This window comes from Pelagibius marinus (assembly GCF_014925385.1).
GTDB lineage: Bacteria > Pseudomonadota > Alphaproteobacteria > Kiloniellales > Kiloniellaceae > Pelagibius > Pelagibius marinus.
The window spans coordinates 63004-89841 of the sequence record NZ_JACSDK010000010.1 but is presented as its reverse complement, the minus strand read 5'-3'; the positions used below and the strand labels follow the sequence as shown (position 1 = coordinate 89841).

The following is a 26838-nucleotide window of genomic DNA, read 5'->3' as shown; positions in this document are numbered from 1 at the left end:
TTAAGCGTCCACCGGGAAGAGTCCCTTGGGTTTGAAGGCCAGCACGCCGGCCATCAGCAGGTAGATCGACATGGCCGAGAGCGAGGCGCCGACCGAGGTGGCCTCCGACGGCGGCAGGATGAGCCCGAAGAGCTGCGGCAGGAAGACCCGTCCCAGGGTGTCGGTGACGCCCACCAGCACGGCGCTGACCAGCGCCCCCTTCACCGAGCCGATGCCGCCGATGATGATGACCACGAAGGCGAGGATCAGCACCGGCTCGCCCATGCCGACCTGGACCGACTGCAGGGCGCCGACCATGCCGCCGGCCAGTCCCGCCAGCGCGGCGCCGAGAGCGAAGACGGCGGTATAGAGCGTGCGGATATCGACACCGAGGGCGCCGATCATCTCCCGGTCCGACTCGCCGGCGCGGATCTGCATGCCCAGGCGCGTGCGCGCGATCAGCAGGTAGAGCCCGACGGCGGTCACCAGGCCGACGCCGATGATGGCCAGGCGGTACGCGGGATAGCCGCCGCCCCCGGGCAGCGGCACCGCACCCGAGAGAACCGGCGGGATATCGAGATAGAGCGGCCGGTCGCCGAAGACCCAGCGCGCCAGCTCCGAGAAGATGAGGATCAGGGCGAAGGTCGCCAGCACCTGGTCCAGGTGATCGCGGTCGTAGAGCCGGCGGATGACGAGCACCTCGACCAGGGCTCCCGCCGCCGCCGCGGCCAGGAAGCCGCCGCCGAGGCCGAGCCAGAAGGAGCCCGTCTGCCCCGCGATCCAGGAGCAGAAGAAGGCGCCGACCATGAACAGCGAGCCGTGCGCCAGGTTGATCAGTCCCATGACGCCGAAGACCAGCGTCAGCCCGGCGGCCATGAGGAACAGCATGACGCCCAGCTGCACGCCGTTCAGAAGCTGCTCGATGAAGAAGGCCGCGGACAAGGGACCGCCGTCGCTCCGTTGGTTGAAAACGCGAGGGGCCGCTGTAAAGCGGCCCCTCGCAGGTCACTGCCTTCGCAGGCTACATCTTGCAGTCGCCGACGTAGGCATTGGCGTGCTGCTTCAGGCCGACGCCGACAATCTTGTTGGTCAGCACGTCGCCTTCCTTCACCACTTCGCGGACGTAGATGTCCTGGATCGGGTGATGGTTGCTGGCGAACTTGAAGGCGCCGCGGACCGAGGCGAAGTCGGCTTCCTCCAGCGCCTTGCGGAAGGCGTCCTTGTCGCCGATGCCGCCCGCCTTCTTCCAGGCCGCGAGGATCAGGTTGGCCGCGTCATAGCCCTGGCTGGCGTAGAGCGACGGCAGGCGGCCGTATTCTTTCTGGAAGGCCGCGACAAAGGCCTTGTTGGCCGCATTGTCGAGGTCCTTGGACCACTGGGAGGTGTTCTTGACCCCCAGGGCCGCCTCGCCCACCGCGCCCAGGATACCCTGGTCGAAGGAGAAGGCCGGGCCGAAGACCGGCACATCGAGGCCCGACTGGGCGTACTGCTTCATGAAGGCGATGCCCATGCCGCCGGGCAGGAAGAAGAAAATCGAGTCCGGATCGGCCTCGCGGATCTGCGCGATCTCGGCGGCGTAGTCGCTTTGGCCGAGCTTGGTGTAGATCTCGCCCGCCAGTGCGCCGGTGTAGTAGCGCTTGAAACCGGTCAGCGCGTCCTTACCCGCCGGGTAGTTCGGCGCCAGGATGAAGGGCTTCTTGTAGCCGTTGTCCTGAACGTAGCCGCCCATGGCCTCGTGCAGGTTGTCGTTCTGCCAGGCGACATTGAAGTAGTTCGGATTGCAGCCCTTGCCCGCCAAGGCCGAAGGACCGGCGTTGGGGCTGATGTAGAAAACCCCGTCCTTCACCGCCGCCGGCACCACCGCCATGGCCAGGTTGGACCAGATAATGCCGGTCAGGATGTCGACCTTGTCACGCTGGATGAACTTGGTGGCGATCTGCTTGGCGATGTCCGGCTTGCGGGCGTCGTCCTCGACCAGCAGCTCCACATCGCCGGCGCCGGCCTCATTCAGCGCCAGCTGAAAGCCGTCGCGCACATCGATGCCCAGGCTGGAGCCGCCGCCGGACAGGGTGGTGATCATGCCGATCTTCAGGTTTGCGGCCTGGGCCGTATTCTGGGCCGCGCCCAGGGCCACACCCAGCCCCAAGGCCGTGCCGGCCGCCAGGGCGAGCACGGCGCCCTTGTATCCGTTCCTCATATTAAACCTCCGGTTCTCCCCGAGAGGCGCCTTGGCGGGCGCCTTTTGATTCTGCCCGAAGCCCGGTCGCCAGGCCCCGAAGAACCCAAGGATATACCGCGTTCAGCCCGCTTTCGCCATAGCGGCGGCGGCGCTCAGACCGGCATCATCTGGGGGCAGCCGCGGGTGGGATGGCGGGAAAGGACGACCTGCAGGTCGAAGGCCCGGCGCACCAGGTCCTCGGTCAGCACCGCCTCGGGGGTTCCCGCGGCGGCCAGGGCGCCGCCGTGCAGCACCACCAGGCGGTCGGCGTACATGGCGGCGAGGTTCAGGTCGTGCAGGATGGCCAGGACGCCGATGCCGCGCGCGGCGGCCCGCCGGGCGGTCCTGAGGGTGGCGTGCTGGTGGGCCAGGTCCAGGCTGGAGGTCGGCTCGTCGAGCAGCAGGTAGCGGTCATGGTGGTGCCGCTGGCCTTCGGGGAAATCGATCTGCGCCAGTGCCCGGGCCAATTGCACCCGCTGGCGCTCGCCGCCGGACAGCGTGGTGTAGACACGCTGGGCCAGATGCGTCACCTCGGCTTCCGCGAGGCAGGCCTGAGCGATGAACAGATCCTCCTCCCGCGAGGAGGTGCCGGCGTGGGGCGAGCGGCCGAGCAGCACCACCTCCAGCACCGGAAAGCCGAAAGAAAGCTCGGAGTGCTGCGGCAGCACGGCGCGGCGCCGCGCCAGACGCGACGGCGGCCAGTGGGCCAGCGCCTTGCCCTCCAGCGCCGCCTGCCCGCCCTGCGGCGTCAGCGCGCCGGACAGCACCGAGAGCAGCGTCGACTTGCCGGCACCGTTGGGGCCCAGCACCGCCACCACCTCGCCCGGCGCCACCGCGAGCGAGGGTCCCTTCAGGACCTCGGCGGTGCCGAAGCGCACGTGGATGTCGTCGGCCCGCAGCGTCACCAGCCACCACTCCCGCGCCGGCGCAGCAGCAGCCAGATGAAGAACGGCCCGCCGACACAGGCGGTGAGGATGCCGATGGGCAGCTCCGCCGGCAGCACCAGGGTGCGGGCGAAGAGATCGGCCAGCAGCATCAGCGCCGCTCCGAAGAGGATCGAGGCGGGCAGCAGCAGCCGGTGGTCCGGCCCGGCGACGAGGCGCACCACGTGCGGCACCACCAGACCGACGAAACCGATAACACCGGTCAGCGCCACCGCGGCGCCGGCCGCCAGCGCCGCCATCACGACGATGCTGCGCTTGGCCCGCTCGACCCGAAACCCCAGGTGCCCGGCTTCGCTCTCGCCCAGCAGCAGCGCGTTCAGCGGGCGCGCGAAGAAGGTCAGCGACAAGGTGCCGGCCAGAATGAAGGGCGCCGCGGCGCCGAGGCGGCTCCAGGTGATGCCCCCCAGGCTGCCCAGCATCCAGTAGTTCAGGTCGCGCAACTGCTGATCGTCGCTGAGGAAAACCATGAAGCCGATGCCGGCGCCGGTCATGGCCGTCACCGCCACCCCTGCCAGCAGCATGGTCGCCACGTCGGTGCGGCCGTCCCGACTGGCGATGCTGTAGACCAGGAACACGGCGATCAGCCCGCCGCCGAAAGCCGCGAGCGGCAGCAGCAGTGCGAGCGGCACGACGGCCGTCACCCCGGAAAGGCTGCCGCCCAGCACGATCATGGCCGCGGCCGCCAGGGCCGCGCCGTTGGAGACCCCGATCAACGCCGGATCGGCCAGGGGATTGCGGAACAGGCCCTGCAACGCCGCGCCGGAAGCCGCCAGGGCAGCACCGACCAGGATGCCGGCGACGGCGCGCGGCAGCCGGATGGCCAGCAGCACCGCTTCCTGCTGGCGCGTGAAACCCCACGGCAGTTCGACCCCCGCCTGGGCGGCAAGGATCGTGACCGCCTGTTCCGGCCCGATGGCCAGGGCGCCATAGCCCACCGCCAGCAGGAAGGCGGCGGCCAGCCCGGCGCCGAAAAGCCAGAGCGCCAGCAGGGCGCGGCGCTGCCGGGCCCGGGCCACCACGGAAATATCCACCGCCAGGGAACTCATCGCCATGCTAGGGAGATCTCAGAGGAACGGTGATCGCCGGGTGCAGGCGCTTGCCCAGCTCGGCCGCAGCTGCCGCCGTGCGCGGCCCGAAACCGAGCAGCAGCAGGCTGTCCATCACCACGATGTTGCCCTTGCGCCCGGCCGGGGTGAGCGCGATCTCGGGGATCTGCAGCAGGCCTTCCCGGCCGCCCAGCAGGTCCAGCGACCGCGTGGTGACCAGCAGCACCTCCGGCGCCGCCGCCACCGCCGCCTCGGGCGACAGCGGCTTGTAGCTCTCGAAAGCGTCGATGGCGTTCTCACCGCCGGCCAGCTCGATGATTCCGGCCGCCGAGGTATCCCGTCCCGCGGCCATGGGCACGCGGCCGTTGCCGATGGACAGCAGGAACAGCACCCGCGGGCGCGCGTCGACCTGCGCGAAGGCCTCGCGCACCGCCTGCAGCTTCACCTCGAGTTCGATACGCAGAGCCCGGCCCGCCGGGCCGGCGTCCAGCGCCGCCGCCACGAGATCGATCTTGGCCAATGCGCCTTCCGGCGTCGGCTCGTCCGGGATCAGCACCACCGGCAGCCCGGCATCACGCAGCTGGTCGAGCGCCGCCTGCGGCCCGGCGTCCTCGATGGCCAGCACGAGGTCCGGTCCCAAGGCCAGGATCGGTTCTGCCGAAAGCTGGCGCATGTAACCCACGTTGGGAAGCTGCCTGGCCGCCGCCGGATAGAGGCTGGTGGAGTCCACGGCAAGAAGACGTTCGCCCAGGCCCAGGGCATAGACAATCTCGGTCACCGAGCCGCCGACCGCGACAACGCGCCGTGCGCCGGTGACGGTGGTCTCCTTGCCGGTGGCATCGACCAGCGTCCCCGCGCCGGCCGCGCCGACACCGGATAGCACGGTCAGCAGGACGGCCGCGGCCAGGAGGCCCCCCGCGAGCTTGCGGATCATTGGACGGCCACGCCTTGCGGCGGCAGGGCGTCGACGAGGGCACGCCACTCGGCCAGTTCCGCTTGGCCCTCGCCGCGCTCGCCGAACATCCAGGCGATCTGCCGGCCCTCGCCGTCATAGATTTCCAGCGAGGTGACGATGCCGTCGCGCGTCGGCTTGCGCACCACCCAGGCCTCGGCAACGCCGTCTTCGCGCAGGTGCAGGTTGAAGCCCGGGTCCAGCACGTTGAACCAGGGGCCGACCTGCTTGAGAGTCTTCACGGGGCCGCTATGGATCTGCACCACTCCCGGGCTGCCGACGAAGATCATGATCGGCAGTGCCGCCGCCGCGGCCTGCTCCAGGGCTTGGCGGAAGCTGCCGGGGGCAACCCGGTAGGCCTTGTCCCCACCGGCCAGGCGGAAGGCCTGCAGGCGGCCGGCGCCCAGATCGATGAGCATCTCGCGGAAATCGTGAACGTCCTGCAGCGCTTCCCAGCGTTCGCGCAGCGCCGCCCGGTCGATCAGGTGGTCCGCGCGGTCAGCCGGCGCCGGAGCCGCCGGGGCGACCTCGATCCCCGGCGACTGCTCGCCATGCAGATGCTTCGTGACCAGGGCCTCGTAGGCCGCGGCCTTGTCGTCCTCGCGCAGATAGACCTTGTGCACGGCCATGCCGTCGCGGTCGAAGAACTGAAGGCTGTGGCGCGCCTTGCCGTGGGCTTCCTCGGTCACGGCGAAGCCGAAGTGCCAATGATTGAAGAAGACCCGCAGGTCGATCTCCCCGTTCAGCACCAGCCCCATGTCCTTGAAGGCCGAGACCTTGTCGAAGCGGCCGGTCTTCTCGTGCACCGCGCTTTCGTTGCGGGTCAGCACCATGACGGTGCCGAGCCCGGGCAACTCCTTCAGCAGATCGGGCCAGGGGCCGTCCAGCCGGCGCACCCCCTCTCCGCAGCGCGCCGCCAGAAGTTCCCCTTCGGACACGCCCAGCCGGGCGGCGGCGTCGCGGGCCCTGAGCCCCGGCTCTTCATCCCTCAGCGCCAGCCAGCGCTGCCTCAATGCCGGGCCGCCGCCCTGCAGTTCCGCTTCCTGCATGGTTTTCTCTTCCTCCTGTTCCTCTACCGGTCACCACTTCAATGAGTAGGAGACCAGTGCCTTGAAATTGCGCCCCTGCTCCGGCACGCCGACGAAGACGCGCTCGTAGTCGGCGTCGAAAAGGTTATCGACGCCCAGGTCGACCCGCAGGCCCTCCAGCGGACCTTCCGCCGGCTGCCAGGCGAAGAAGATGTCGTGGACGTTGTAGGCGTCGCGCTCCTCGCTGGGGTCGTCGACCTTGTCGAACTTGGCGGCGAAGGTGCTGCGCCAGCCGACCAGCGAGTCGATCTCCGGCACCTTCACGCCGCCGATCACGGTCAGGCGGTCAGCCTTCAGCACGCCCAACTTCTCGCCGGTCTCGCGGTTCTCGCCGTCGATGGTCGACCAGCCGAGCGACCCCAGAAAACGCTGTCCGTCGTAGCCCAGCTCGATCTCGCTGCCCCAGAGCTTCGCCTTGGGTACGTTGGTGGAGTTGGTGGTGCCGTCGCAGTCCCCGGGGATGAAGGGATTGCAGTCGATGAAGAGTTCCGGCTGGTTGACGCTGAGATCGATGAAGTCCTTGCCCCAGATGATGAAGTGGGAGGCCTTGATCTCCAGCTTGTCGCGGTCCTGCAGGACATCGTCGAAGCTGAAACCGCCGCCGAACTCGAAGGTCTGGGTGCGCTGGGGATCCAGGTCCGGGTTGCTGACGAAGCGGTTGGTGACGCCGGCGCCCACCGGAATCTCGAAGTGCACGCCGCTCATGTAGAGTTCGTCCACCGAGGGCGCGCGAAAGGCGTGGCCGTAGCTGGCGAAGAAGTTCAGCCACTCGACCGGCAGGTAGGCCAGCTTGATGCTCGGCGAGACCGCCTGGTCCTGGTTGTCCGCCGCCAGGTCGCTGGTCGAGCGGTAGGAGTCGAAGCGCAGCCCGGGAATGATGAGCACGTCGCCGGGCAGCACGCCGAAGGGCTCGGCGATGGCGAACTCGCCCTGGGCGAAGAGGCCGAAGAAAGTGGTGTCGGCATCGGGCACGCCGTCCCGGTCGCCGCTGGCCGAGGCGCCGTCCTGGACGTCACGGTAGAACTCGCCGCCGTAGGTGAAGGTGGCGCCGATGTCGTCACTCAGCATGGCGCGCGAGCGGTTGTCGAGGCGGAAGCCGACGGTGTCGACGTCGCGTTTCAGCACCTCGCCTTCCGGGCCTGCCCCCAGATCGTCGAGGCGCAGCTCGTCGGCCTGCGCCTGTGTGTAGTAGGCCAGGACGTCCAGGTCGAAGAGGTGGTCCTGCGGATTGTGGTAGCCGTAGGCGGCGCGGAAGGTGTTGGACTGGATGTCCTTCTCGACGATGTCGTCGCTGCCCAGGCCCTGCCCGTTGCTCGGCTCCTCCGCGGTGTTGTTGAAGGAAAGGAAGGAACCTTCGATGCGATGGTGCTCGGCGAAGGTGTAGCTCGCCTTGGCGAGGCCGGAGAGGATGTCGTCGTCGCTGTTGTCGAGCTCGCTGCCGTCGCCCAGCTCAATGGAGCCGGAGTCCCGCTTGGTGACGCTGCCGACAATGTCCAGGCCCTCGACCGGCTTGGTGTAGCCGGTAAAGGTGCCGGCGCGTTCCCGGTTGGCGGTTTGGTAGCCGGCGGAGACCGTCGCGCCCACGGTTTCGTCGCCGGTCAGCAGGTCGCCCGCGTCGATGGTGCGGAACTCGATGACGCCGCCGGTGCCGCCGCTGCCGTAGAGCGAGGAAGAGGAACCGCGCAGCACCTCGACCGACTTGAGGACGCTGGGATCGATGAAGAAGCGGCCGTCGTGACCGGAATCGTAGTTCTGCCGCGCACCATCGAAGAGAATGATCACGTCGGGGCCGGAGAAGCCGCGGATGGAGGGCGCCTCGCCGGTGCGCCGCGGCCCGCCGAAGAATTCCACGCCCGGCACGAAGCGCAGGATGTCGTCGGGCGAGGACGGCTGCAGAAGCTGGATGTCCTCGCGGTCCTGCACCGTGACCATGCCGGGATATTCGAACGACTTCAGCGGATTGCGCGTGGCGGTGACCGAGATGGTGTCGCTGGGCGCCTCGGCCTCCGCCGCCTCCCCGCTTTCCGCCACCGGTGTTTCCTGCGCCACCTGCTCCGCCGCTTCGCCCGGCGGCGTCGGCTGCGCGCTCCCGGCGGCGGCCCGGGCGCCCGGCGTCAGCGCCGCAGCGGCCAGACCCAGGGCCATGCCCAGCGCGAGGGGGCTCGCCCCCCAGAATCGATTTCGACCAACCATGTAAACTCCCCCTCGGCCCCTTGGTTCGGGCTGTTGCGGAAAGTCCGGGCTGGCTGCCAAAGGCGGTGAGGCCGGGTGGCTGGCTGGGACTGTTCAGATGTATCCCTATCCGGCACGCAAGCCGGAACGACGGCTATTTCGTGAGGATCAGCTTTCCCTTGCTGGTGCAGCGCAGGCGGTAGTCATCGCCGTCATGCTCGATGATGACTTCCTGGGCGTCAGCCAGCAGTTCACGGCTGCGGAGCCGGCGCGGCGCGGCCTTGACCGGCCGCCCGTCCCCTGCCGGGACTTGCTGAGATTTGACGTTCATGCGCTTTCCACTGTCCCCACTGCGGCGGCCCGCGTGGCGGCCTCACTCAGCCGGCCATGGCGTCCGTCGCGGGCAGCTCCAGCGGGCTGTGCCCGGCCCGCCGTCTGCCGCTTCACTCTTGATACTGCGAGTGACTCTCATTTGCAACATCAAAACGCCTGCGCTCAAGGCCTTGCCATCCCTTCCGCGGCCGCCCGGTGCGACCGGGGAGAAATGGCCCTCGACCCGGACTGACGAAACCATACAATCCGGCTGCACGAGCAAAACGGTAGCAATGCCAAAACCGGGAGGACATCAGTGGACAAGGAACGTTTCGAACTCGGCCTGAAGCAGCGTAAGGCGACCCTGGGCGATGAGTATGTCACCAAGGCCCTGGACCAGGCCGACGACTTCAGCCGGCCCTTTCAGGAAGCCATGACCGAGTGGTGCTGGGGCTTCGGCTGGGGCGACCCGGCGATCGACCCGAAGACCCGCAGCCTGATGAACCTCGCGATGATCGGCGCCCTCAGCAAGATGCACGAGTGGGAGACCCACTGCCGCGGCGCCCTCAATAACGGCTGCAGCGTCGAGGAGATCCGCGCCGTCTGCCACGTCATCGGCATCTACTGCGGCGTGCCTCAGGCCATGGAGTGCTTCCGCGCCGCCCGCAAGGTGCTGACGGAAGCCGGCAAGATCTAGCTGTCGAGCCGAGGGGTAGAGGAGATACACCCGGAAGAGGGCAGACCCTATTGCACCATGCGGGCCGGCAGGCCGGTCTTCGCTTCCTTGACCGTGCCGAGGACCGGATAGCCCTCCACGTAGATCCAGTCGCTCGCCTTGGCGGGCTCGTGGCAGGCGACGCACTCGGCCTGGAAGTCCTCGGTGACCGGCGTGGCGGGATCGGTGGCGTCGAAGTAGGCCCAGCCCCAGCCCTCGCCCCACAGCGGATTCTCCGCAAAGCGTCCGGAGGAATCCTTCACCATGACGAACCAGCCGGCGCGCGCGGCGGCGCGGGAGACATGGCCCGTCGTCATGTCCTCGCTGACCGTGGAGAACAGTTCCTTCACCAGCACGCTGCCCTCGGGGAAGTCACCGGTCCGGCGATAGGCCTCGATGACGCCCGGCTGGGCGTAGACCACGTGGAATTCCGCCGCCCCGCCGCCGGGCTCCTCGCCAGCGATGGACCAGCTGCCGAGCAGGCGCCAGTCGGCGCCGTAGTCGACCGCCGGCACGCGGATGTTGCCCTCGGCGTCGACCGCCGCCTCGTAGCCGGGCAGATAGCCGCCTTCCTGGGCGCCTGCCGGGCCCCGCTCCTGGGCCGCCGTGGCGGCGGCGACGATGAAGATGCCCAGCAGGATGAGCGCCAGGGCCAGGGCCAGAAATCTTGAGGAAAATGTACGCATTTTGGGGGCTTTCTTGGCTGAACAGGGGGAACTCCACTCCAGAAGCTGTGCCCGAAAACCCGCCTTTACAAATATAAGTTTCTCACATATCGATAACTGATAGTTATCGTCAGAAAGGCCTTTTCGTGGAGCTCTACCAGGTCCGCTACTTCCTCGCCGTCGCCCACAGCCTGCACTTCACCCAGGCGGCGGAGGAGGCCGGCGTCTCCCAGCCCGCCCTCACCAAGGCGGTGAAGAAGCTGGAGGAGGAACTGGGGGCGCCCCTCTTCCTGCGCCAGGGCCGCCAGGTGCTGCTGACCGACTTCGGCCGCGTGATGCGCGAAAAGCTGGAGCGGGTGGTGGCGGCGCGCGAGGAGGCCGAAGAGGCCGCGCGCCAGTTCCTGAAGCCGGCTGAGATCCGCCTCAACGCCGGGGTCATGTGCACCCTCGGCCCCAAGCCCCTGCTCGGCTTCCTCGACCGCTTCCGCCTGGAGCACCCCAACATCGAACTGCACCTGCGCGACGTCACGGCGGCCAACGCCGTCGAGAAGCTGACCGGCGGCGAGGTCGACTGCGCCATCCTCGCCTGCCCCGCCGGCAAGCTGCCGGCGCCGCTGAAGGGCAAACGGCTCTACCGCGAGCGCATGATGATCGCCTTTTCCCGCGACCACCGCTTCAATACGCAAAAGCAGGTGCGCTTCGAGGAACTGGACGGGGAGCGCTACATCGACCGCCTGCACTGCGAGTTCCGCTCCACCTTCCTGGACGAGGTCGGCGGCCACAAGATGGAACTCAGCTTCCCCTATGCCAGCGAGCGCGAGGACTGGATCCAGGCGATGATCGCCAGCGGCATGGGGATCGGTCTGCTGCCGGAGTTCTCTGTGCTACAGCCGGACCTCGCCCGGCGCCCGGTGGTCGAGCCCAGGCTCTACCGCAGCGTCGAGCTGGCCTATCTGCCGGAGCGCGAAACCGCACCCGGCGTGAAAGCCCTGCTCGACCTCGCCGGACGGCACCTCTGGCCACAGGCGGCGGGCGACTAGAGCCGCGGCGAGGTCCAGGACGCGGTTTCAGCGATCGCGTGCAGACGCCGCGACGATGCCGTCGTTGGCGCCACGGCATAGTCCTGCAGGTCGCGCCCGGCGCCGCTGTCGTGGCGGGCCGCCAGGCCCAGACTCCCGAAATGCCGCGGCTTCTCTCTGCCTATGCCGGAAAGGCTGCGCAGCAAAGCGGCCAGCTGCGCAGTGATGCGGCTCCGCTGCGAAGCTGCGGCGAAACCGTTGGTTTCCTGGGCTAAAGCGAAGCGCGACATGGCTTCCTCCATCACTGAAATCGGGCTTGGAAGGAATCTAGGCGTTCCGCGTATTCAGGATAATATGGTACGTTCGAAATAGATAATCCCGAAAATTGGGACACTAATCATGAACCTGCACACCGCCATGTCCGTCTTCGTCGAGGTCTCCAAGGCCGGCGGCTTCGCCGAGGCCGCGCGCAAGCTGGGCATGTCGACCACGGCGGTCAGCCGCCACGTCGCCGACCTGGAAAGCGAGTTGGGCGTCACCCTGCTGCGCCGCACGACGCGCCACGTCAGCCTGACCGAAGCGGGCAACCGCTACCTGCCGCGGGCGGCGACCCTGTTGGAGGAACTGGCCAGCCTCAACGCCGAAGTCAGCAGCGCCGACGCGACACCGCAGGGCCGGCTGCGCATCACCGCTCCGCCGGCGGTCGGCAACGACTGGATCACCGAGTTGGCGGTCGACTTCGTGGAGACCTACCCGGAGATCGAGCTGGAACTCGACCTGACCGAGCGCATGGTCGACCTGGTCGAGGAAGGCTACGACGCGGCCATCCGCAGCGGCCCCTTGCCGGACTCCTCGCTGATCGCCCACCGCATCGTGGAGATGCGCTACGTGCTCTGCGCCAGTCCGGCCTACCTGAAGACCTACGGCGCACCTCAGCAGGCGGAAGACCTCGCGGCCCATCGCTGCGTCTATTGGTGCGGTGGCGCGATGCCCGGCAACTGGCCACTCACCCGCGACGGCGTGCCGGTCCAGGCGCCCCTGCGGCCGCGCCTGCGGGTCAGCAACTTCGCCGCTCTGCTGGAGTCCGCGCGCCGCGGAATCGGGCTCGCCGTGCTGCCGCTGATCACGGTGCGGGAAGATCTGGAGACGGGCCGCCTAGTCCATGTCCTTCCGGACTGCGAGGCCGACCACGGCATGCTGAGCCTGGTACGCCCGCCAACCCCCTTCGAGCCGGCAAAGCTGCGCGTCTTCATCGATTTCATCACCGGGGCGCTACGCGCGCGGGCCGAGGGCCGCGCGTGATCCGCTCGATCTTCACGAACGCCGACACAGCTTCACCTCAAGGCCTAAGCGCCGGGGCCAACCTTTCGTTCCAGTAGCGATGATCGGCGGTGTGCGTCGAGAACTGCCAGCCGCCGAGCCCGCCGAAGTCCGCGCCATAGCGGGACACCAGCGGCGCCACGATCTGATCCCGCACCACCTCGGGCGGCTGAAAACCGTTGCTCGCATCATCCCGGTAGATCGGCAGGCCGACGAGAGTTTTCTGCGCCGGCCAGGCAAAGCCCAGGACGCCGCCGGTGATCCCCGCATAGGAAACCGGGAAAGGGTCCTTTTCGGCACCGACAAGATGGCTGGCGATGGGGAGGTCGAAATCCGGGTTGTTGTAGTACTGGACCATGATCCAGTCGATGTCGGTCCCGGCCTGGCGCAGAATGTCGAGGTAGGGACCGCCGTGCCAGCGCGGATCCAGATAGGGCGCCTGCGGGGCATGGGTGATCAGCGCGCCCTCCGGCAGGGCCTTGCGCAGTTCCCGGCTCAGAGCCACGAGAAAGGCCCGGCCGTCGAAGGCGCCCTTCGCGGGCGGGCGCTGCAAGGCCGCGTCAATCTCGAAGTCAATGTCGACGCCGTCCAGGCCGTGCTCGGCAACAAAGCCGGCAAGCACGGCGGCCAGCGCGGCTTCCCGGCCGACGGCCGGACGGTAGGCCTCCAAGCGCATGTCGCCGCCGCCGAAGGAGATCAGCACCTTCTTGCCGTCCGCCTGCAACCTGCCGACCGCCGCCAGAGGCGCCTCCAGGCGTGGATCGGGCGCCAGCTTAAGGCCGCCCGACAGGGTCACGAAGGAAAGGATGACATGGCTGTACGGCAGCCCGATCAGATCCTCAGCCGGGCTGACATCGGAATTGTAGTAAACGACAAACCTGGGCGTGCCGGTGCTCTCCGCCGCGGCGGCGCAGGGCAGAAGGAGAAGGAAAAGCAGGCACAGCAGGCGCACGGAGGTTTTCCTCTGAAGAATGGCTTGGCACAGGCTAGGTTTTCACCCGCGCCATCTGCGGATCATAGAGCGCCTCCAGGTGCAGGGCACAAGGAATCCGTTCCGCAGCCACCTCCAGCTCATAGCTGCCGGAGGTCAGGAAGGCCTCGTCAACACCCACAGCGCTGGGCTTGGCTCACCGTGACCAGGCTGCTGCCGCCGTCGTGCTCGATCGTGTAGGGGGCGTTGGTGGCATGCCCCTCGCCTTCCGGCCAGCGCGCGAAGACCCGGTAGTCGCCGCTCTCGGCCGCGCTGTAGGTCCAGCTCGCCGTGCGCACTGCCGAGGGATCGGCGGTCAGGCGCACGGCATCGGCGATGACCCTGCCGTCCGCCTGGTCGGTCAGCACCACCGAGCCTGAGCCGTCGCCGGGGAATAGAATTGGCCGCAACCGGCTCACAAGTGACCATGGCGTAGAAATCGTTGCCCTTCAGCAATGTAATATTGCTGCCCACAACTCAGCACTAACCTTCACTTGCTATCTTCTCCTCGTACCAATTTCGCCAAGCAGAGAGCATTTTTTTCCGTCTCGGCTCATCGGCTTTAGTGTAGCCTGCCACGAACTGTTCGCTATAACCGACATCCAGCCCGGTGATCAACCTCAGGGTCTCCGCCGGAATGAGCGATGCATGGAGGTCGAAAGGTTCTTGCTCCATATGCCTGAGCAAAATTGGGATCTCAAAGATGCTATAGATTCCTTCCTTGGCCAGATCATTTAAGCGAGTCAAGCAAACGCCATTTTTGCTTAACTCAATGACCGAGAGCTTGCGTTCTGGCGGGATCTCGCGAGATAGGATGGCAAGAAAAATTGGAATTGAATCCTTTCCAAGCTCCATCGCCTGTGCCGAAAGAAACCTGAAATCCTCATTGTTGTCTGTCGCCATCATCTTGTCGAAAAGGTCTCCTGGCGGCCGCGTACACCCTGCGAGAAGGAACGTCACAGCAATCACACAAAGCACCTGTCGGAAAACGGAGACTCTCATTATTCCTCACCAACATTAAGGTTTGTAGGTCGTCCATCCCTTTTTCGGATTATCGGGGACCATGCGAACGGCCCCCTTGTAGTCGCTCCGAATGTTACTCGGCTCAAAATGAGTTGGACTCTGCGAACCTGTCACCGGCCTTCCAAGATGCTTTGCAAGCGCTTCAGCGAATGAAGTATCTCCATCACCTGTGTTGCAGCCAAAGAGCTGAATCGTCGCGCCGGGCTTAAACAAATCTGGGTCAATCTCCTCGATTCTCGCCTGGCCGCCGGGAACATAAGAGAGCCACCACCCCGCACCATCAGAATAGAGACTGTTAATCGTTACCCCTTGGTTAAAATAGACGCCGTCCGACGCGCTGTGCGCAAATACTTGAAGGCCGTCGACACCATTGTTTCTAGATGCATAGCTCTCAATCGCTTCAACAGCTTCATCTCCGGTCCCAACGTGTACGATTTCATTGCAACCGCAGTTCTCTCTATCCCACGTCTTGGCTGCCAGTTCGAATAATTTGCCCAACCCACCATTCTCGCCTATGAGAATGAGATCGAGTCCTCGCGGGTCAATCCTTCCAATTGGATTCCCGCCCACATACCCATAGGTGTTGAGCCCGCCCCCCAGTCCAATCGGGTCGCTCTGGATGTATCGCCCCAGCGCCGGGTCGTAGTCTCGGAAATAGTCGTAGGCGAGGCCGCTTTCGGCGTCGGCGATCTGGCCGGGGAAGCGCAAGGGGTTCTGGCTGAAGCCGCCCGTGGCCACCGCCTGCCCGAAGGGCGTCTGGTCGCGCCACCACAGCACCTGGGCATTGGCATCGGTCATCGCCTGCGGCGTGCCCAGGTGATCCGTATGCAGGTAGGCGACGTCCGTCGCCCCGCCCGGCCCGCCGACGAAGCGGATCGCATCGGCCGCCACGCTGCCGTTGGCCTTGGCCGCCAGCGTCACCGTCGGGTTGCTCAAAGGATCGAAGGCATAGCTTCCGAGGTAGTGCCAAAGGCCGCCGCCGACCCGCTGGTTCACGGTCACCGCCGCCGTGCCGCCGCTGTGGACGATTGAGTAGCTTGCGTCCGTGGCCCGCGTCTCATCGGCGGTCCACTTGGCATAGACCTGGTAAGTGCCGCTGGCCGGCAGGGACGGCGCCCAGGTGACGGCGTCGCTCAGCGGCTCCACCTTCACGATGTAGAGCGCGTCGGCCACCACCGTGCCGTTGGCGTCGTCCGTGAGGGTGATTGCGTAGTCCTGCCCGCCGGTGAAGCTGAAGACCCCCAGCTCGTTCCACTGCCCGCCGCGCAGACCTACACGTTAGGGTTCATTGCTGGACGAAGAACGGCTATAGCGTTCTTTGTCCGGATCTAGATCTGGGTACTGTCGAACAATCTGCATCACGAGATCATACGCCAAGAGACTCATTGCTTCTGCAACTTTCTCCCTAAATTCCTTACGCTCCGTCTCATCAACAATCTCATAGGTCAACGAAGTGATTTCGTCAAACTGTGGTGCCATTGCTTCGATTGTAGCAAGGAGCTTAATTGCGGTCTTTCGTTCCATCTTCAATCCCCGTCACATTCCACTTCTCCCATTTAGTAGTCGAAACATCCCTGTTCGGCCATACAGTCTCGAATACAGACTCTCATGCCGCTGGGTGTATTGCTGCGTCCACCAGGGAGCGAACTAGGATCATCTGCGAACTGCCGGGAGCATTTCTTCAGGCACTCCTGACGCACCTTTTCACAATCGGGCGCTGGGCAGCTTCCCCCGCCACCACCCTTGTCCGGTCCAAAACAAAGCTGCGGAATAATGGAACAGATTTCAAATAATATCGTCCCTTGCGGGTCCACAAACCTAATCGGATTCCCCCCCACATACCCATAGGTATTCAGCCCACCCCCGAGCCCGATCGGGTCGCTCTGGATGTAGCGGCCCAGCGCCGGGTCGTAGTCGCGGAAGTAGTTGTAGGCGAGGCCGCTTTCGGCGTCGGCGATCTGGCCGGGGAAGCGCAGGGGGTTCTGGCTGAAGCCGCCCGCCGTCACCGTCTGCCCGAAGGGCGTCTGGTCGCGCCACCACAGCACCTGCGCATTGGCATCCGTCATGGCCTGCGGCGTGCCCAGGTGGTCGGCGTGCAGGTAGGCGACGTCCGTCGCGCCGCCCGGGCCGCCAGTGAAGCGCCTAGGTTTTCACCCGCGCCATCTGGGGATCATAGAGCGCCGCCAGGTGCAGGGCACAGGGAACCCGTTCCGCAGCCACCTCCAACTCATAGCTGCCGGAGGTGAGGAACCCCTCGTCGACGCCCGCCGAGTTGCGCACGTAGCCGTAGCCGATGGGCTTGCCGACGGTGTGGCCGTAGCCCGCCGAGGTCAGCCAGCCGACACGCTGGCCGTCGCGGTAGATGGTCTCGCGGCCCAGCAGCACGACCTCGGGGTTCTCGACGGTGAAGCAGGCCAGCATCTTCTTCACGCCGCCGGAGACCTGCGCCTCGATGGCGGCGCGGCCCTTGAAGTCGATATTCTTCTTCAGTTTCACCGCCCAGCCGAGCCCGGCCTCGACGGGCGTGTGGTCAGGGCCGATGTCACTGCCCCAGGCGCGGTAGCCCTTTTCCAGGCGCAGGGTCTCGATGGCGCGGTAGCCGGCATTGGCCAGGCCGTGGCCCTCGCCCGCCTTCATCAATGCCTCGTAGACGTTGACCGCGTACTCGGTCGGCAGGTGCAGCTCCCAGCCCAGCTCGCCCACGTAGGTGACGCGCAGGGCCAGCACGGGGCAGCCGGCGATGCCGATGCGCTTCGCCGTGCCGAACTTGAAGCCCTCGTTGCTGACGTCGTCGCGGGTCACCTGCGCCAGGATGTCGCGCGACCTGGGGCCCATGAGCGACAGCACCGCGTTGGCCGAGGTGACGTCGAAGAGCTGCGCGTTCATGCCATCCGGGATGTTGCGCTTGATCCAGTCGAAGTCGTGGGTGGCGAAGCCGGTGCCGGTGACGATGTAGAACTCGTCGTGGGCCGTGCGCGCCACCGTCAGGTCGCACTCGATGCCGCCCTTGTCGTTCAGCATCTGGGTGTAGGTCAGCGAGCCCACCGGCTTGGCCACGTTGTTGGCGCAGATCCACGACAGCGCGTCCTCGGCGTCGGGGCCCTTCAGGACGAACTTGGCGAAGCTCGACTGGTCGAAGAGCACGGCGGCCTCGCGCGCCGCCTTGTGCTCGCGCCCCACCGGCTCGAACCAGTTGGGGCGGCCAAAGCTGTAGCGGTCCCTGGCCTCCTCGCCCTTGGCCGCATCGGCGTACCAGTTGGGCCGCTCCCAGCCCAGCTTCTCGCCGAAACAGGCGCCCTGCTCCTTCAGGATGGCATAGAGCGGTGAGCGGCGGCAGGGCCGCCCGCTGTCGTGCTCTTCCGAGGGCCAGGCGATGGTGTAGTGCTTGCCGTAGGCCTCCAGGGTGCGGGTGCGCACCCAGTCGGTGTCGAAGTGCGGGCGCCCGAAGCGGCGGATATCGACGGGCCAGAGGTCGTAGGGCGGCTCGCCGGCGTGAACCCATTCGGCCAGCGCCTGCCCCGCGCCGCCGCCGGCGGCGATGCCGAAGGCGTTGAAGCCGGCGCCGACGAAGAAGTTCTTCAGCTCCGGCGCTTCACCCAGGATGAAGTTGCCGTCGGGGGTGAAGCTCTCCGGCCCGTTGATCAGCTCGCGCACGCCCGCGGTTTCCAGCGCCGGTACGCGGCCCAGCGCCAGTTCCATGAGCTGCTCGAAATGGTCGAAGTTGGAATCCAGCAGCGAGTAGTGGAAGCCCTCGGGAATGCCGTCCATGGCCCAGGGAATGGGGTTGGGCTCATAGCCGCCCATGACCAGGCCACCGACCTCCTCCTTGTAGTAGGTCAGGCGGTCGGGATCGCGCAGGGTCGGCAGCTTCGACGGCACGCCCTCGATGGGCTCGGTCACCATGTACTGATGCTCGACCGAGACCAGCGGCACGTTGACGCCGACGGTGGCGGCCAGGCTGCGCGACCACTGCCCGGCGCAGCAGACAACCACTTCGCAGTCGATGCGCCCCTTGTCGGTCACCACCGCCTTCACCTTGCCGTCCGCAACCTCGACGGAGAGCACGGCGGTATCCTCGAAGATCTTCACGCCGTTCTGGCGTGCGCCTTTTGCCAAGGCCTGGGTGATGTCGGCGGGATTGGCTTGGCCGTCGGTCGGCAGGAAGGCGGCGCCGACCACGTCGTCGACGGTCATCAGCGGCCAGAGCTCCTGCGCCTCTTTCGGCGTCATCAGGTGCATCTCCAACCCGAAGGAGTGCGCGGTGGTGGCCTGGCGCTTGACCTCCGTCCAGCGTTCCTCGTTGCAGGCCAGACGCAGGCCGCCGTTCATCTTCCAGCCGGTGGCGAGTCCCGTCTCCCCTTCCAGAGTGTTGTAGAGCTCCACTGAGTTGCCCAGCAGCTGCGTGATATTGGCGTTGGAGCGCAGCTGGCCGACCAGCCCGGCGGCGTGAAACGTCGTTCCGGAGGTCAGCTTGTGGCGCTCGATCAGGACCGTATCGGTCCAGCCGAGCTTGCCGAGATGGTAGGCGGTGGAACAGCCGACAATGCCGCCGCCGATGACGACCGCTTTTGCCGTGGAAGGAAACTCTGCCATCTTTATCCTCAGCCTTATCAGCTTTGCTGAAATTCTTTAACGGCGGCCTGAAAGCGCGCCAGGTTCTCGGCGGTGTAGGCCGCGTAGTCGAAGTCGATGTCGGAATGGATTTCGGAGACCATGGACCACAGGGTCTCGCGCAACAGGGAGGCGCACTTCATCGCCTGGTAGCGCCGCCGCAGGCCGTCGTCTGCCGGCTTCTCGAAATAGGTTTCCAGCATCCAGTCTTCCTGCGTGGGCGAGAGGCCGTTGTTGGAGGCCAGTCCGCCGAGGTCGAAGAGCGGCGAATTGAAGCCGGCATAGTCCCAGTCGATGAGCCACAGGCGCTCGCCGTCGTCGATGAAGTTGGCGGGCAGCAGGTCGTTGTGGCCGAAGACCATGGAGACGTCGCCCACCGCTTCCTCCAGCTTCTGCGCCAGGGTCAGCAGGGCCGGCAGCAGGCTGGCATGGGCGCTGTCGCCTTCCTTCAGGGTCCAGGCGTAGTCGCGGATCACGTGGAAGACCCAGAAGGCCAGGGCTGGCCCGCGGAGGAACTTCGGCAGCTCGCGGTGGCACTTGATGACCAGCGGCAGGGCGCGCTCCAGGGTCTCCTGGCGGCGCAGGTCTTCCTCGCCCAGGGTCTTGCCGGCGATGAAGTCGATCACCAGCACGCCGGGCTCGTGATAGACCACCGCCGGGGAGATCCCGGCTTCCGCTGCGGCGCGGCTGGCCGCCAGCTCGTTGAAGCGCATGACCTGGTGGATTGGGATGTCGTCGCCGACGCGCACCACGTACCTGCGCCCGGCGTCCTCCACCAGGAAGTTCACGTTGGTGATCCCGCCGGAAAGCGGCTGCGGCTCGACCTTGCCCTGCCAGAGCTTCAGCGACGTGACTTTCTTGCGCGGATCGGTCATGTCAGCGGCCTCCTTCCGCGGCCAAGCCGAGGCGCGCGCGGGCGCGCCGGGCCCCGGCGGCGATCAGGCGGTCGGCAATGATGGCGATGAAGGCGACGGAGACGCCGGCGACGATGCCGCGCCCGGTGTCCGCCTTGGTCAGCGCGATGTAGACCTCCTGGCCCAGGTCGCGGGTACCGACCAGCGCGGTGATCACCAGCATCGAAAGGGCCAGCATGATGGTCTGGTTGATGCCCAGCATGATCTCCGGCAGGGCCAGCGGCAGCTTGATGCGCCACAGCAACTGCCAGCGGGTGCAGCCGGAAACCGTGCCGGCCTCGATGAGCTGCGGGTCGATGGAGCGGATGCCGTGGGCGGTGTAGCGCACCGCCGGCGCCAGGGCATAGAGTACCACGGCGATCATCGCCGAGAAGTCGCCGACCCGGAACAACATGACCACGGGGATCAGATAGACGAAGCTGGGCAGTGTCTGCAGGGTGTCGATGAAGCCGCCGATGAAGCGCCCGGCCTTCTGGTTCTGCGCCGCCACGACGCCCAGCGGGATACCCATCACCGCGGCGATCAACACCGAGACGCCGCAGAGATAGATGGTCTCCATGGCATCGGTCCAGAGGCCGTTCACCAGGATGAAGCCGGACAGCAGGAAACAGAGCAGCGCCAGCTTCCAGCGCCCGAGCTGCCAGCCGGCGAGCGTCACCAGCAGGATGAACCAGGGCCAGGGCACGCCCACCAGGAAGCGCTTCACCGGCACCAGAAGGTTCAGCACCATGAAGGTCTTCACCGCCTCCAGCTGGTCGAAGTAGTTGACGTTGATGGTCTGGACCAGGTTTTCCCAGAAGGCCCCGGTAGTGATCTGCGCCGTCGCCGGATAGCTCTGCAGCACCGGCAGCACAAGGCCCAACAGGCCGGTCGCGAGGATCACCGCCAGGGTCGCCAGGGTGTAGGGATGGCGCTTCGCGAAAGACGGTGCAGTCTCACCGTGCTCGGGCGGCGGGCGGTTCACGAAGGCCTGGCTCAGGCGGTCCAGCGCGATGGCCAGCACCACGATGGCGACGCCGGCCTCCAGCCCGCCGCCGATGTCGAGGCGGCGCAGCGAGGTCAGCACGTCATAGCCCAGGCCGCCGGCGCCGATCATCGAGGCGATGATGACCATGTTCAGGGACAGCATGATCACCTGGTTCACGCCCACCATGAGGCCGGGCATCGCCGAGGGTACCAGCACCCGCCAGGTCATCTGCCGGCCGGTACAGCCGACCATGGTGCCGAACTCGCGGATTTCCGAGGGCACGCCGCGCAGGGCCAGGGTGGTGATGCGCACCATCGGCGGCATGGCGTAGATCACCGTGGCGACCAGCGCCGACACCGGCCCGAAGCCGAAGAGGAAGAGGATCGGCACCAGGTAGGCGAAGATCGGCACTGTCTGCATGAGGTCCAGCACCGGCGTCAGCACGCGGTCGAACCAGCGCCAACGGTAGCCGCCGATGCCCAGCAGCAGGCCGCCGCCCACGCCCAGCGGCACGGCGATGAGGATCGAGGCCAGGGTGACCATGGCGCTGTCCCACTGGCCGAAGACCGCGAGGTAGAGGAAACAGAGGCCGACGAAGACCGCCAGGCCGATGCTCTTGGCGTAGTGGCCGATGGCCGCGACCACGAAGACGACGGCGATCCAGGAAAGCGGCGGCAGCCACTGCACGGCCTCGTTGCCCAGGCCCTGCACGAAGCCGCTGACCAGCACCGCCTTGGCCAGGTCGTAAGGCTGCTCCAGCAGCCAGGCGATGCCGCGGGTCAGGTCGGTGAAGCTGAAGAGCCCGAAGTGGGCATCCTCCACCAGCCACGACATGAAGGCGCTGATGTCGGTCTTCATGGAGATGCGCAGCTCGCGCGGCACCTTGACCAGCCAGCGCGCGTCGAGCGCCTTGGAGAGGTCGCGGCTGGTGTGCGCCAGGACGAAGGTGGCCAGCCCGAGCAGCAGCCAGGTGAGCGCAGCGGGCGAGACCGGCAGCGCCTTCGGCTTGGGGGCGGTGGTGTCCAGCGCCGGCTCGGCCATCAGCCCTTCTCCCGGCCGATGAGGGTGTCGATCACCGCGCGGCGGTCGAGGCTGCCGACGACGGCACCCGTCTCGTCGACCACGGCGAAAGGCTTGCCGGCCGCTTCCACCTGGTCGGCCACGGCCTCGATGCGGTCGCCGGCGGCGACCTGCCCCGCCACTTCACCGCCGGGTGGGCCGGGCTGCATCACCGCGCGCACGCTCAGCACCTTGGCGCGCGGGATATGCCGGGTGAACTCGGCCACGTAGTCGTCGGCCGGGGCCAGCACCAGCTGCTCGGGCGTGTCGACCTGGATCACCGCGCCGTCCTTCATGATGGCGATGCGGTCGGCCAGGCGGATGGCCTCGTCGAAGTCGTGGGTGATGAAGACGATGGTCTTCTGCAGCATGGACTGCAGGCGCAGGAACTCGTCCTGCATCTCGCGGCGGATCAGCGGGTCGAGCGCCGAGAAGGGTTCGTCCAGGAACCAGATCTCCGGCTCCACCGCCAGGGAACGGGCGATGCCGACGCGCTGCTGCTGGCCGCCGGAGAGCTCGCGCGGGTAGTAGGCCTCGCGGCCCTTCAGGCCGACCAGCTCGATGATCTCCAGGGCGCGCGCTTCGCGGGTGGTGCGGGCGACGCCCTGGACCTCCAGCGGGAAGGCCACGTTCTGCAAGACCGTGAGATGCGGCAGCAGGGCGAAGTGCTGGAACACCATGCCCATCTTGTGACGCCGGATCTGGATCATCTCGCGCTCGCTGGCGCGCAGCAGATCGGTATCCTCGAAAAGGATCTCGCCGGCCGTCGGCTCGATCAGCCGCGACAGGCAGCGCACCAAGGTCGACTTGCCGGACCCGGAAAGGCCCATGATGACGAAGATCTCGCCCTGGCGGACCTCGATGTTGGCCGCGCGCACCGCGCCGACGAGGCCGGCGGCCTGGATTTCCGGCAGGCCGGGGGCCGTCGCCTGCGCGGCCAGGAAGCGCTCGGCCCCCTCCCCGAAGAGCTTCCAGACGTCGCGGCACGCCAGTTTGACGGGTTTTTCCTGCATCATACCCTCGAAGTTCCCCTGTTCCGGGGAACGATGAGATACCCGGCACCCGAACTCAATGGCCGAACCCAAATCTTTCTGTGATGGATGCTCTGACCGCGGCCGCCGCCCCGGCGGGCCGCCCGGCCCCCGGAGGGCGGCCGGCGTCTCCCGCGGGATCACGCCGGTCGCCTCCCAGACCCCTGATCGCTCAGGGGCAACACACGCAGGGGGTCCTGCTGCGCATCTCGTCGCGGATCACTTAATCCAGCCGCTCCAGGTCGCCTCGTTCTTGGCGATCCAGTCGGCGACCACGCCGTCCAGGTCCTTGCCGTCCAGATCGACGGCGGCGACCATGGCGCCCATTTCCTCGTTGCTCACCTTGAAGGCCTTGATGGCCGCGTAGGCGCCCGGCCACTTGTCCTTCACGCCGGCCCAGGAGACCTTCCAGATCGGCCCGCGCGGCTTGCCGCAGTCGTAGGCCATGTCCGGGTTGTCGCCCCAGGCGGGGTCGCCGTAGCACTCGGCCGTATACTTCGGGAACTCGACCCACTCTCCCTCGTACTTGATCGGCGCCCAGTGCGGCGCATAGACCCACAGCAGAATCGGGGCCTTACGCTGGTAGGCGGACTCGAGCTCGGCAAAGAGCGCGGCGTCGGTGCCCGCGTGCACCACCTCGTAGTCCAGTTCCAAGGCCTCGGCGCGCTCGTCGTCGAAGCCGCCCCAGGTCACGGGGCCGCCCAGGTAGCGGCCGTTGGGCGCGGTCTCCGGCGTGGAGAAGGCCTCGGCGCAGTCGTTCAGCGCTTGCCAGTCGGGCAGGCCCGGGCATTTCTCCTTCATATAGGCGGGGTACCACCACTCCTCGATGGCCTGCATGCCGGTCTCGCCAAGGTTCTCGACCTTGCCGGTGGCCGTGGCCTCATCCATGGCCTCACGGCCCGTGGTTTCCCAGATTTCCATGGCGACGTGCAGGTCGCCGGTCTTCAGGCCCGCGAACTGCGCGATGTAGTCGGCCTGAACGTATTCGACGTTGTAGCCCGCCTTCTTCAGCACCTCGCCCATGAGCTTCGTGGTGATGAGTTGGCCCGTCCAGTCGTGCAGCGTCAGCTTGATGGGATCCTTGGATTCCACCTCCGCCAGCGCGCCCCCGGCGGCCCCCAGACCGACCGCCAGGCCCAACCCGGCGCCCAGCAGCATCTTCAGATGTGTCCGCATCCTACCGTCCTTCCCGTTCCGATTCTTCTTAGCCTCATATTCCCCGGCTCCCGGCAGAGGTTGCGGCCGGGAGCGGGAATATTCTTCTGCCGATACCCACATCTGTCAACGCTGGATATGTGGTTTTGTGGGTTTTGAGGCATTTTTAGTTGCCCGCCGGGGCCAGGATGCGAAATACTGGCGGCAATGCCACGCGGGAGGCCGTCACGCCCGGGGCAGCCGCTGTCGTTACCTGCCCATGGGTTTCAAGGAATGCATTCAACCCACCGCGAGATGGAGATTCTCGACGAACTGAAAGTCTCCGGGTCCTGCCGTATCCAGGACCTGGCGCGGCGCCTCGACGTTTCCGAAGAGACCATCCGGCGCAATGTGAAGAAGCTCGCCGGACGCGGCCTGGTGCGCAAGGTGCACGGTGGCGTCTACCTGCCCGATGCGGTGCAGGAAGCCCCCTTCGCCCAACGCATGGACGAGAACCCCGACGCCAAGCGCCTGATCGCCGGCCAACTGGCGCGGATGATCAAAAACGGGGATTCGCTGATCCTCGACATCGGCTCCACCACCGCCTACGTCGCCCGCGCCCTGCGCGGCCACCACGACCTCTTCGTGGTCACCAACTCGGTGGCCGTGGCGCAGATGCTGGCGACACGCAACAACAACCGTGTCTTCATGGCCGGCGGCGAGCTACGCGCCCACGACGCCGGCGCCTTCGGGCGCGAGGCCATCAACTTCGTGCGCCAGTTCTCGGTGCAGTACGCCGTCCTTTCCGCGGCCGCCATCGACGCCGAGACCGGCTTCATGCTCTTCGACCTGCAGGAGGCGGAGTTCTCACGCGAGATCCTGCAACACGCCGAGAGCTCCATCATCGCCGCCGACGCCACCAAGTTCGGCCGCCGCGCCCCGGTGCGCATCGAAGACCCCAGCGTGGTCGATACCCTGGTCACCGACGCGCCACCGCCAGCGGACGTCGCCGGCTTCCTGGGCGAGGCCGGCGTCAATGTGGTCGTCGCCGAGCCGGCGGAGCAATAGCCGCAATTCAGATCAGCCGACGGACCAAAGCCTAAGATTAGAGGAGTCCCTCCCGTGAGCGCGCCCACCGCCGCGGAGCTGCTGCAAGCCGCCCGTGAGATTACCGCCGCTGCCGCAGCCGAGCCGTTGCACCACTACCGCGCCGGTTTTTCTGTCGAGCAGAAAGCCGACGAGAGCCCGGTCACCATCGCCGACCGCGAGACCGAGGCGGCGCTGCGCCAGGCCATCGCGGCGCGCTTTCCCGACCACGGCATCTTCGGCGAGGAGTACGGCAGCGAGGGGCTGGAGCGCGAGTTCGTCTGGGTCGTCGACCCCATCGACGGCACCAAGTCCTTCATCTCCGGCTCGCCCCTCTTCGGCATGCTGGTGGCGGTGCTGAAGGCGGGCAAGCCGGTCGCCGGGATCATCCGCATGCCGGCCTTGAATGAATGCTACGGCGGCGCCCTGGAGAGCGGCAGCGACCGCGACGGCACGCCGATCGCCTGCCGCCGGGGCGTGCCGCCGGAAAAGGCCTTCCTCTGCATCAACGAGGCCAACGGCCTCATGGCCGACCACCCCGCCGTCTTCCAGCGCCTGATGCAGTTCGGCGCCTACCAGCGCCTGACCTACGACTGCTATCCCTACGCCCAGCTCGCCGGCGGGCAGATCGACGCCGTGGTGGACTACAACCTGCAGCCCTATGACTACCTGCCGGTGGTCCCGGTGGTCGAAGCCGCCGGCGGCGTCATCACCGACTGGGAAGGCCGGCCGCTGACGCTGCAGTCCGATGGCCGCGTGGTCGCGGCGGCCAGCGCGGAGATTCACGAGGCGTTGCTACGGACCGTCGCTGGCTCGCTTTCGTAATCTTATTGTTACCTGCGGCTGAACAAACAATCGCCGCAATCGACCTCTCAACTCACAACCCTCCGGTTCCTGTTGGAGTGATTCTGAGATGCTGAGAACGCTGCGCTTCTGCCTCCTTTTCCTACTATCAGGAAGCTCGGCCTGGGCGGGCATACCTATCGACAAGTCCGTAACCTGCCCTGTCGGTGGCGAGGAATTCACAATTACAGGCACGGCAAGCTGCACCACCATGGGCCGGACCATGTCATTTCGGCCACAAACTTCCTGCGATTTCATCACCAGACTTCCCGTCTGCCCGTCGAACGGGCTTCCGATATTTGATGAATTTACCGAGGACCAGATTGCCGAGCTAACATCGTTCCTGAAATCCTCCGAATTTAAGGAAATCAAGGCGCTTCCACCGTGGCAAAGGGCGTATGCCCTCGCCGTTCATCTCGGCCAATCGGAAACGGAGGAAGCATTCTGGCTGCTGCAGAATTCGATGTGGTATGAAACGGCTTCTTTCTTTGAGAGCCGGATCGCGCTGGATCAACTGCTTCACGAAGCCGAGTTTGAGCTGAAGCGAGCGCCCGAGAACACAAAGCCATATATAAACTCCGTACTCGCCTATGCCTTGGCATACGTGGGGCGGATAGAAGAGTCGAAGGAGAGGTTGAAGCTCGCTGAACAGGCCCCCGGCGCGCCGGAGTATCTGCGGAAATACATCTCCGCAATCAGGGCATGCCAAGCCGATATCGCGTCTGAGAACTGTCAGCCTAACGCCCGCATCAACCCCTAGCCAACCGTCA

28 protein-coding genes are annotated in these 26838 nt (G+C 66.5%); 6 read left to right on the top strand and 22 right to left on the bottom strand.

Translation table 11 applies throughout. From position 1 onward, the window contains the following. The 8 genes from H7X47_RS12650 to hemP all read right to left on the bottom strand — a co-directional run bounded on the left by H7X47_RS12650 (position 1) and on the right by hemP (position 8730). Positions 1-921 carry a branched-chain amino acid ABC transporter permease gene (locus H7X47_RS12650; RefSeq protein WP_193369044.1) on the bottom strand — a complete coding sequence of 307 codons (921 nt, stop codon included), beginning with the start codon at positions 919-921 and terminating at the stop codon, positions 1-3. Positions 922-1000: 79 nt separating this feature from the next. Next, entirely contained in the window at positions 1001-2176 is a 1176-nt protein-coding gene (locus H7X47_RS12645) for an ABC transporter substrate-binding protein (RefSeq protein ID WP_193369043.1), read from the bottom strand. Between the two features lie 134 nt (positions 2177-2310). Beyond that, positions 2311-3102, bottom strand: coding sequence for a heme ABC transporter ATP-binding protein (locus tag H7X47_RS12640; protein ID WP_319633597.1), 792 nt, complete (start codon positions 3100-3102; stop codon positions 2311-2313). Continuing rightward, the gene (locus H7X47_RS12635; RefSeq protein ID WP_227010436.1) at positions 3099-4193 is read right to left on the bottom strand and encodes a FecCD family ABC transporter permease; all 1095 of its coding nucleotides are present in this window, start codon (positions 4191-4193) and stop codon (positions 3099-3101) included. The genes H7X47_RS12640 and H7X47_RS12635 overlap by 4 nt, the downstream gene beginning before the upstream one ends. Before the next feature lies 1 nt (position 4194). Beyond that, positions 4195-5121, bottom strand: coding sequence for a heme/hemin ABC transporter substrate-binding protein (locus H7X47_RS12630; RefSeq protein ID WP_193369042.1), 927 nt, complete (start codon positions 5119-5121; stop codon positions 4195-4197). Beyond that, the gene (locus H7X47_RS12625; RefSeq protein WP_193369041.1) at positions 5118-6188 is read right to left on the bottom strand and encodes a hemin-degrading factor; all 1071 of its coding nucleotides are present in this window, start codon (positions 6186-6188) and stop codon (positions 5118-5120) included. The genes H7X47_RS12630 and H7X47_RS12625 overlap by 4 nt, the downstream gene beginning before the upstream one ends. 30 nt (positions 6189-6218) lie before the next feature. Beyond that, complete coding sequence (locus tag H7X47_RS12620; protein ID WP_193369040.1) at positions 6219-8420, bottom strand: TonB-dependent receptor domain-containing protein; 2202 nt, start codon at positions 8418-8420, stop codon at positions 6219-6221. A 133-nt stretch (positions 8421-8553) separates the two neighbouring features. Then, the gene (hemP, locus tag H7X47_RS12615) at positions 8554-8730 is read right to left on the bottom strand and encodes a hemin uptake protein HemP (RefSeq protein WP_193369039.1); all 177 of its coding nucleotides are present in this window, start codon (positions 8728-8730) and stop codon (positions 8554-8556) included. A 297-nt stretch (positions 8731-9027) separates the two neighbouring features. On the opposite strand from hemP, the gene H7X47_RS12610 reads away from it, so the two are divergent. After that, positions 9028-9408: a carboxymuconolactone decarboxylase family protein gene (locus tag H7X47_RS12610; protein ID WP_193369038.1), complete on the top strand. Its 381-nt coding sequence runs from the start codon at positions 9028-9030 to the stop codon at positions 9406-9408. A 47-nt stretch (positions 9409-9455) separates the two neighbouring features. On the opposite strand, the gene H7X47_RS12605 is transcribed toward H7X47_RS12610, so the two are convergent. After that, on the bottom strand, positions 9456-10112 hold the full coding sequence (locus H7X47_RS12605) for a cytochrome P460 family protein (protein ID WP_193369037.1): 657 nt from the start codon (positions 10110-10112) through the stop codon (positions 9456-9458). Between the two features lie 125 nt (positions 10113-10237). On the opposite strand from H7X47_RS12605, the gene H7X47_RS12600 reads away from it, so the two are divergent. Further along, entirely contained in the window at positions 10238-11131 is an 894-nt protein-coding gene (locus H7X47_RS12600) for a LysR family transcriptional regulator (RefSeq protein ID WP_193369036.1), read from the top strand. On the opposite strand, the gene H7X47_RS12595 is transcribed toward H7X47_RS12600, so the two are convergent. Next, on the bottom strand, positions 11128-11400 hold the full coding sequence (locus H7X47_RS12595) for a hypothetical protein (protein ID WP_193369035.1): 273 nt from the start codon (positions 11398-11400) through the stop codon (positions 11128-11130). The genes H7X47_RS12600 and H7X47_RS12595 overlap by 4 nt on opposite strands. 109 nt (positions 11401-11509) lie before the next feature. On the opposite strand from H7X47_RS12595, the gene H7X47_RS12590 reads away from it, so the two are divergent. Next, complete coding sequence (locus H7X47_RS12590) at positions 11510-12412, top strand: LysR family transcriptional regulator (RefSeq protein ID WP_193369034.1); 903 nt, start codon at positions 11510-11512, stop codon at positions 12410-12412. A 37-nt stretch (positions 12413-12449) separates the two neighbouring features. Here H7X47_RS12590 and H7X47_RS12585 read toward each other — a convergent pair whose 3' ends face one another. The 12 genes from H7X47_RS12585 to H7X47_RS12535 all read right to left on the bottom strand — a co-directional run bounded on the left by H7X47_RS12585 (position 12450) and on the right by H7X47_RS12535 (position 24181). Next, complete coding sequence (locus H7X47_RS12585) at positions 12450-13382, bottom strand: glycoside hydrolase family 18 protein (protein ID WP_193369033.1); 933 nt, start codon at positions 13380-13382, stop codon at positions 12450-12452. A 34-nt stretch (positions 13383-13416) separates the two neighbouring features. Further along, on the bottom strand, positions 13417-13542 hold the full coding sequence (locus tag H7X47_RS26115) for a hypothetical protein (protein WP_264373087.1): 126 nt from the start codon (positions 13540-13542) through the stop codon (positions 13417-13419). Further along, positions 13532-13810 carry a golvesin C-terminal-like domain-containing protein gene (locus H7X47_RS12580; RefSeq protein WP_193369032.1) on the bottom strand — a complete coding sequence of 93 codons (279 nt, stop codon included), beginning with the start codon at positions 13808-13810 and terminating at the stop codon, positions 13532-13534. The genes H7X47_RS26115 and H7X47_RS12580 overlap by 11 nt, the downstream gene beginning before the upstream one ends. A gap of 73 nt (positions 13811-13883) precedes the next feature. Further along, positions 13884-14306 (bottom strand): hypothetical protein, encoded by a 423-nt coding sequence (locus H7X47_RS12575; RefSeq protein WP_193369031.1) that lies wholly within the window; start codon positions 14304-14306, stop codon positions 13884-13886. Between the two features lie 111 nt (positions 14307-14417). After that, positions 14418-15692 carry a golvesin C-terminal-like domain-containing protein gene (locus H7X47_RS26325; RefSeq protein WP_437126582.1) on the bottom strand — a complete coding sequence of 425 codons (1275 nt, stop codon included), beginning with the start codon at positions 15690-15692 and terminating at the stop codon, positions 14418-14420. Between the two features lie 9 nt (positions 15693-15701). Next, entirely contained in the window at positions 15702-15947 is a 246-nt protein-coding gene (locus H7X47_RS12565; protein ID WP_193369030.1) for a hypothetical protein, read from the bottom strand. Positions 15948-15979: 32 nt separating this feature from the next. Further along, positions 15980-16522, bottom strand: a complete 543-nt coding sequence (locus H7X47_RS26320) for an RHS repeat domain-containing protein (RefSeq protein WP_319633610.1) — start codon at positions 16520-16522, stop codon at positions 15980-15982. A gap of 43 nt (positions 16523-16565) precedes the next feature. Continuing rightward, positions 16566-19016, bottom strand: coding sequence for a GcvT family protein (locus H7X47_RS12555; protein ID WP_193369028.1), 2451 nt, complete (start codon positions 19014-19016; stop codon positions 16566-16568). A gap of 17 nt (positions 19017-19033) precedes the next feature. Beyond that, positions 19034-19909: a choline/ethanolamine kinase family protein gene (locus H7X47_RS12550; RefSeq protein ID WP_193369027.1), complete on the bottom strand. Its 876-nt coding sequence runs from the start codon at positions 19907-19909 to the stop codon at positions 19034-19036. A gap of 1 nt (position 19910) precedes the next feature. Beyond that, positions 19911-21956: an ABC transporter permease gene (locus tag H7X47_RS12545; RefSeq protein ID WP_193369026.1), complete on the bottom strand. Its 2046-nt coding sequence runs from the start codon at positions 21954-21956 to the stop codon at positions 19911-19913. Continuing rightward, the gene (locus H7X47_RS12540) at positions 21956-22990 is read right to left on the bottom strand and encodes a quaternary amine ABC transporter ATP-binding protein (RefSeq protein WP_227010435.1); all 1035 of its coding nucleotides are present in this window, start codon (positions 22988-22990) and stop codon (positions 21956-21958) included. Before H7X47_RS12540 ends, H7X47_RS12545 begins: the two co-directional genes overlap by 1 nt. A gap of 234 nt (positions 22991-23224) precedes the next feature. Next, complete coding sequence (locus H7X47_RS12535) at positions 23225-24181, bottom strand: ABC transporter substrate-binding protein (RefSeq protein ID WP_193369025.1); 957 nt, start codon at positions 24179-24181, stop codon at positions 23225-23227. A gap of 252 nt (positions 24182-24433) precedes the next feature. Between H7X47_RS12535 and H7X47_RS12530 the strand changes: the two genes are divergently transcribed. The 3 genes from H7X47_RS12530 to H7X47_RS12520 all read left to right on the top strand — a co-directional run bounded on the left by H7X47_RS12530 (position 24434) and on the right by H7X47_RS12520 (position 26828). Continuing rightward, a complete protein-coding gene (locus tag H7X47_RS12530; protein ID WP_193369024.1) occupies positions 24434-25207 on the top strand; it encodes a DeoR/GlpR family DNA-binding transcription regulator in 774 nt (257 codons plus the stop codon). Between the two features lie 54 nt (positions 25208-25261). Beyond that, on the top strand, positions 25262-26050 hold the full coding sequence (locus H7X47_RS12525) for an inositol monophosphatase family protein (RefSeq protein ID WP_319633595.1): 789 nt from the start codon (positions 25262-25264) through the stop codon (positions 26048-26050). An 88-nt stretch (positions 26051-26138) separates the two neighbouring features. After that, positions 26139-26828: a hypothetical protein gene (locus tag H7X47_RS12520; protein WP_193369023.1), complete on the top strand. Its 690-nt coding sequence runs from the start codon at positions 26139-26141 to the stop codon at positions 26826-26828. Positions 26829-26838 lie beyond the last annotated feature (10 nt).

Excerpts from the sequence above, each read along its gene's own strand:
- H7X47_RS12645 (WP_193369043.1), bottom strand. The coding sequence starts at position 2,176 with ATGAGGAACGGATACAAGGGCGCCGTGCTCGCCCTGGCGGCCGGCACG.
- H7X47_RS12635 (WP_227010436.1), bottom strand. The coding sequence starts at position 4,193 with ATGGCGATGAGTTCCCTGGCGGTGGATATTTCCGTGGTGGCCCGGGCC.
- H7X47_RS12630 (WP_193369042.1), bottom strand. The coding sequence starts at position 5,121 with ATGATCCGCAAGCTCGCGGGGGGCCTCCTGGCCGCGGCCGTCCTGCTG.
- H7X47_RS12625 (WP_193369041.1), bottom strand. The coding sequence starts at position 6,188 with ATGCAGGAAGCGGAACTGCAGGGCGGCGGCCCGGCATTGAGGCAGCGC.
- H7X47_RS12620 (WP_193369040.1), bottom strand. The coding sequence starts at position 8,420 with ATGGTTGGTCGAAATCGATTCTGGGGGGCGAGCCCCCTCGCGCTGGGC.
- hemP (WP_193369039.1), bottom strand. The coding sequence starts at position 8,730 with ATGAACGTCAAATCTCAGCAAGTCCCGGCAGGGGACGGGCGGCCGGTC.
- H7X47_RS12605 (WP_193369037.1), bottom strand. The coding sequence starts at position 10,112 with ATGCGTACATTTTCCTCAAGATTTCTGGCCCTGGCCCTGGCGCTCATC.
- H7X47_RS12595 (WP_193369035.1), bottom strand. The coding sequence starts at position 11,400 with ATGTCGCGCTTCGCTTTAGCCCAGGAAACCAACGGTTTCGCCGCAGCT.
- H7X47_RS12590 (WP_193369034.1), top strand. The coding sequence starts at position 11,510 with ATGAACCTGCACACCGCCATGTCCGTCTTCGTCGAGGTCTCCAAGGCC.
- H7X47_RS12575 (WP_193369031.1), bottom strand. The coding sequence starts at position 14,306 with ATGATGGCGACAGACAACAATGAGGATTTCAGGTTTCTTTCGGCACAG.
- H7X47_RS12565 (WP_193369030.1), bottom strand. The coding sequence starts at position 15,947 with ATGGAACGAAAGACCGCAATTAAGCTCCTTGCTACAATCGAAGCAATG.
- H7X47_RS12555 (WP_193369028.1), bottom strand. The coding sequence starts at position 19,016 with ATGGCAGAGTTTCCTTCCACGGCAAAAGCGGTCGTCATCGGCGGCGGC.
- H7X47_RS12550 (WP_193369027.1), bottom strand. The coding sequence starts at position 19,909 with ATGACCGATCCGCGCAAGAAAGTCACGTCGCTGAAGCTCTGGCAGGGC.
- H7X47_RS12545 (WP_193369026.1), bottom strand. The coding sequence starts at position 21,956 with ATGGCCGAGCCGGCGCTGGACACCACCGCCCCCAAGCCGAAGGCGCTG.
- H7X47_RS12540 (WP_227010435.1), bottom strand. The coding sequence starts at position 22,990 with ATGATGCAGGAAAAACCCGTCAAACTGGCGTGCCGCGACGTCTGGAAG.
- H7X47_RS12535 (WP_193369025.1), bottom strand. The coding sequence starts at position 24,181 with ATGCGGACACATCTGAAGATGCTGCTGGGCGCCGGGTTGGGCCTGGCG.
- H7X47_RS12530 (WP_193369024.1), top strand. The coding sequence starts at position 24,434 with ATGCATTCAACCCACCGCGAGATGGAGATTCTCGACGAACTGAAAGTC.
- H7X47_RS12520 (WP_193369023.1), top strand. The coding sequence starts at position 26,139 with ATGCTGAGAACGCTGCGCTTCTGCCTCCTTTTCCTACTATCAGGAAGC.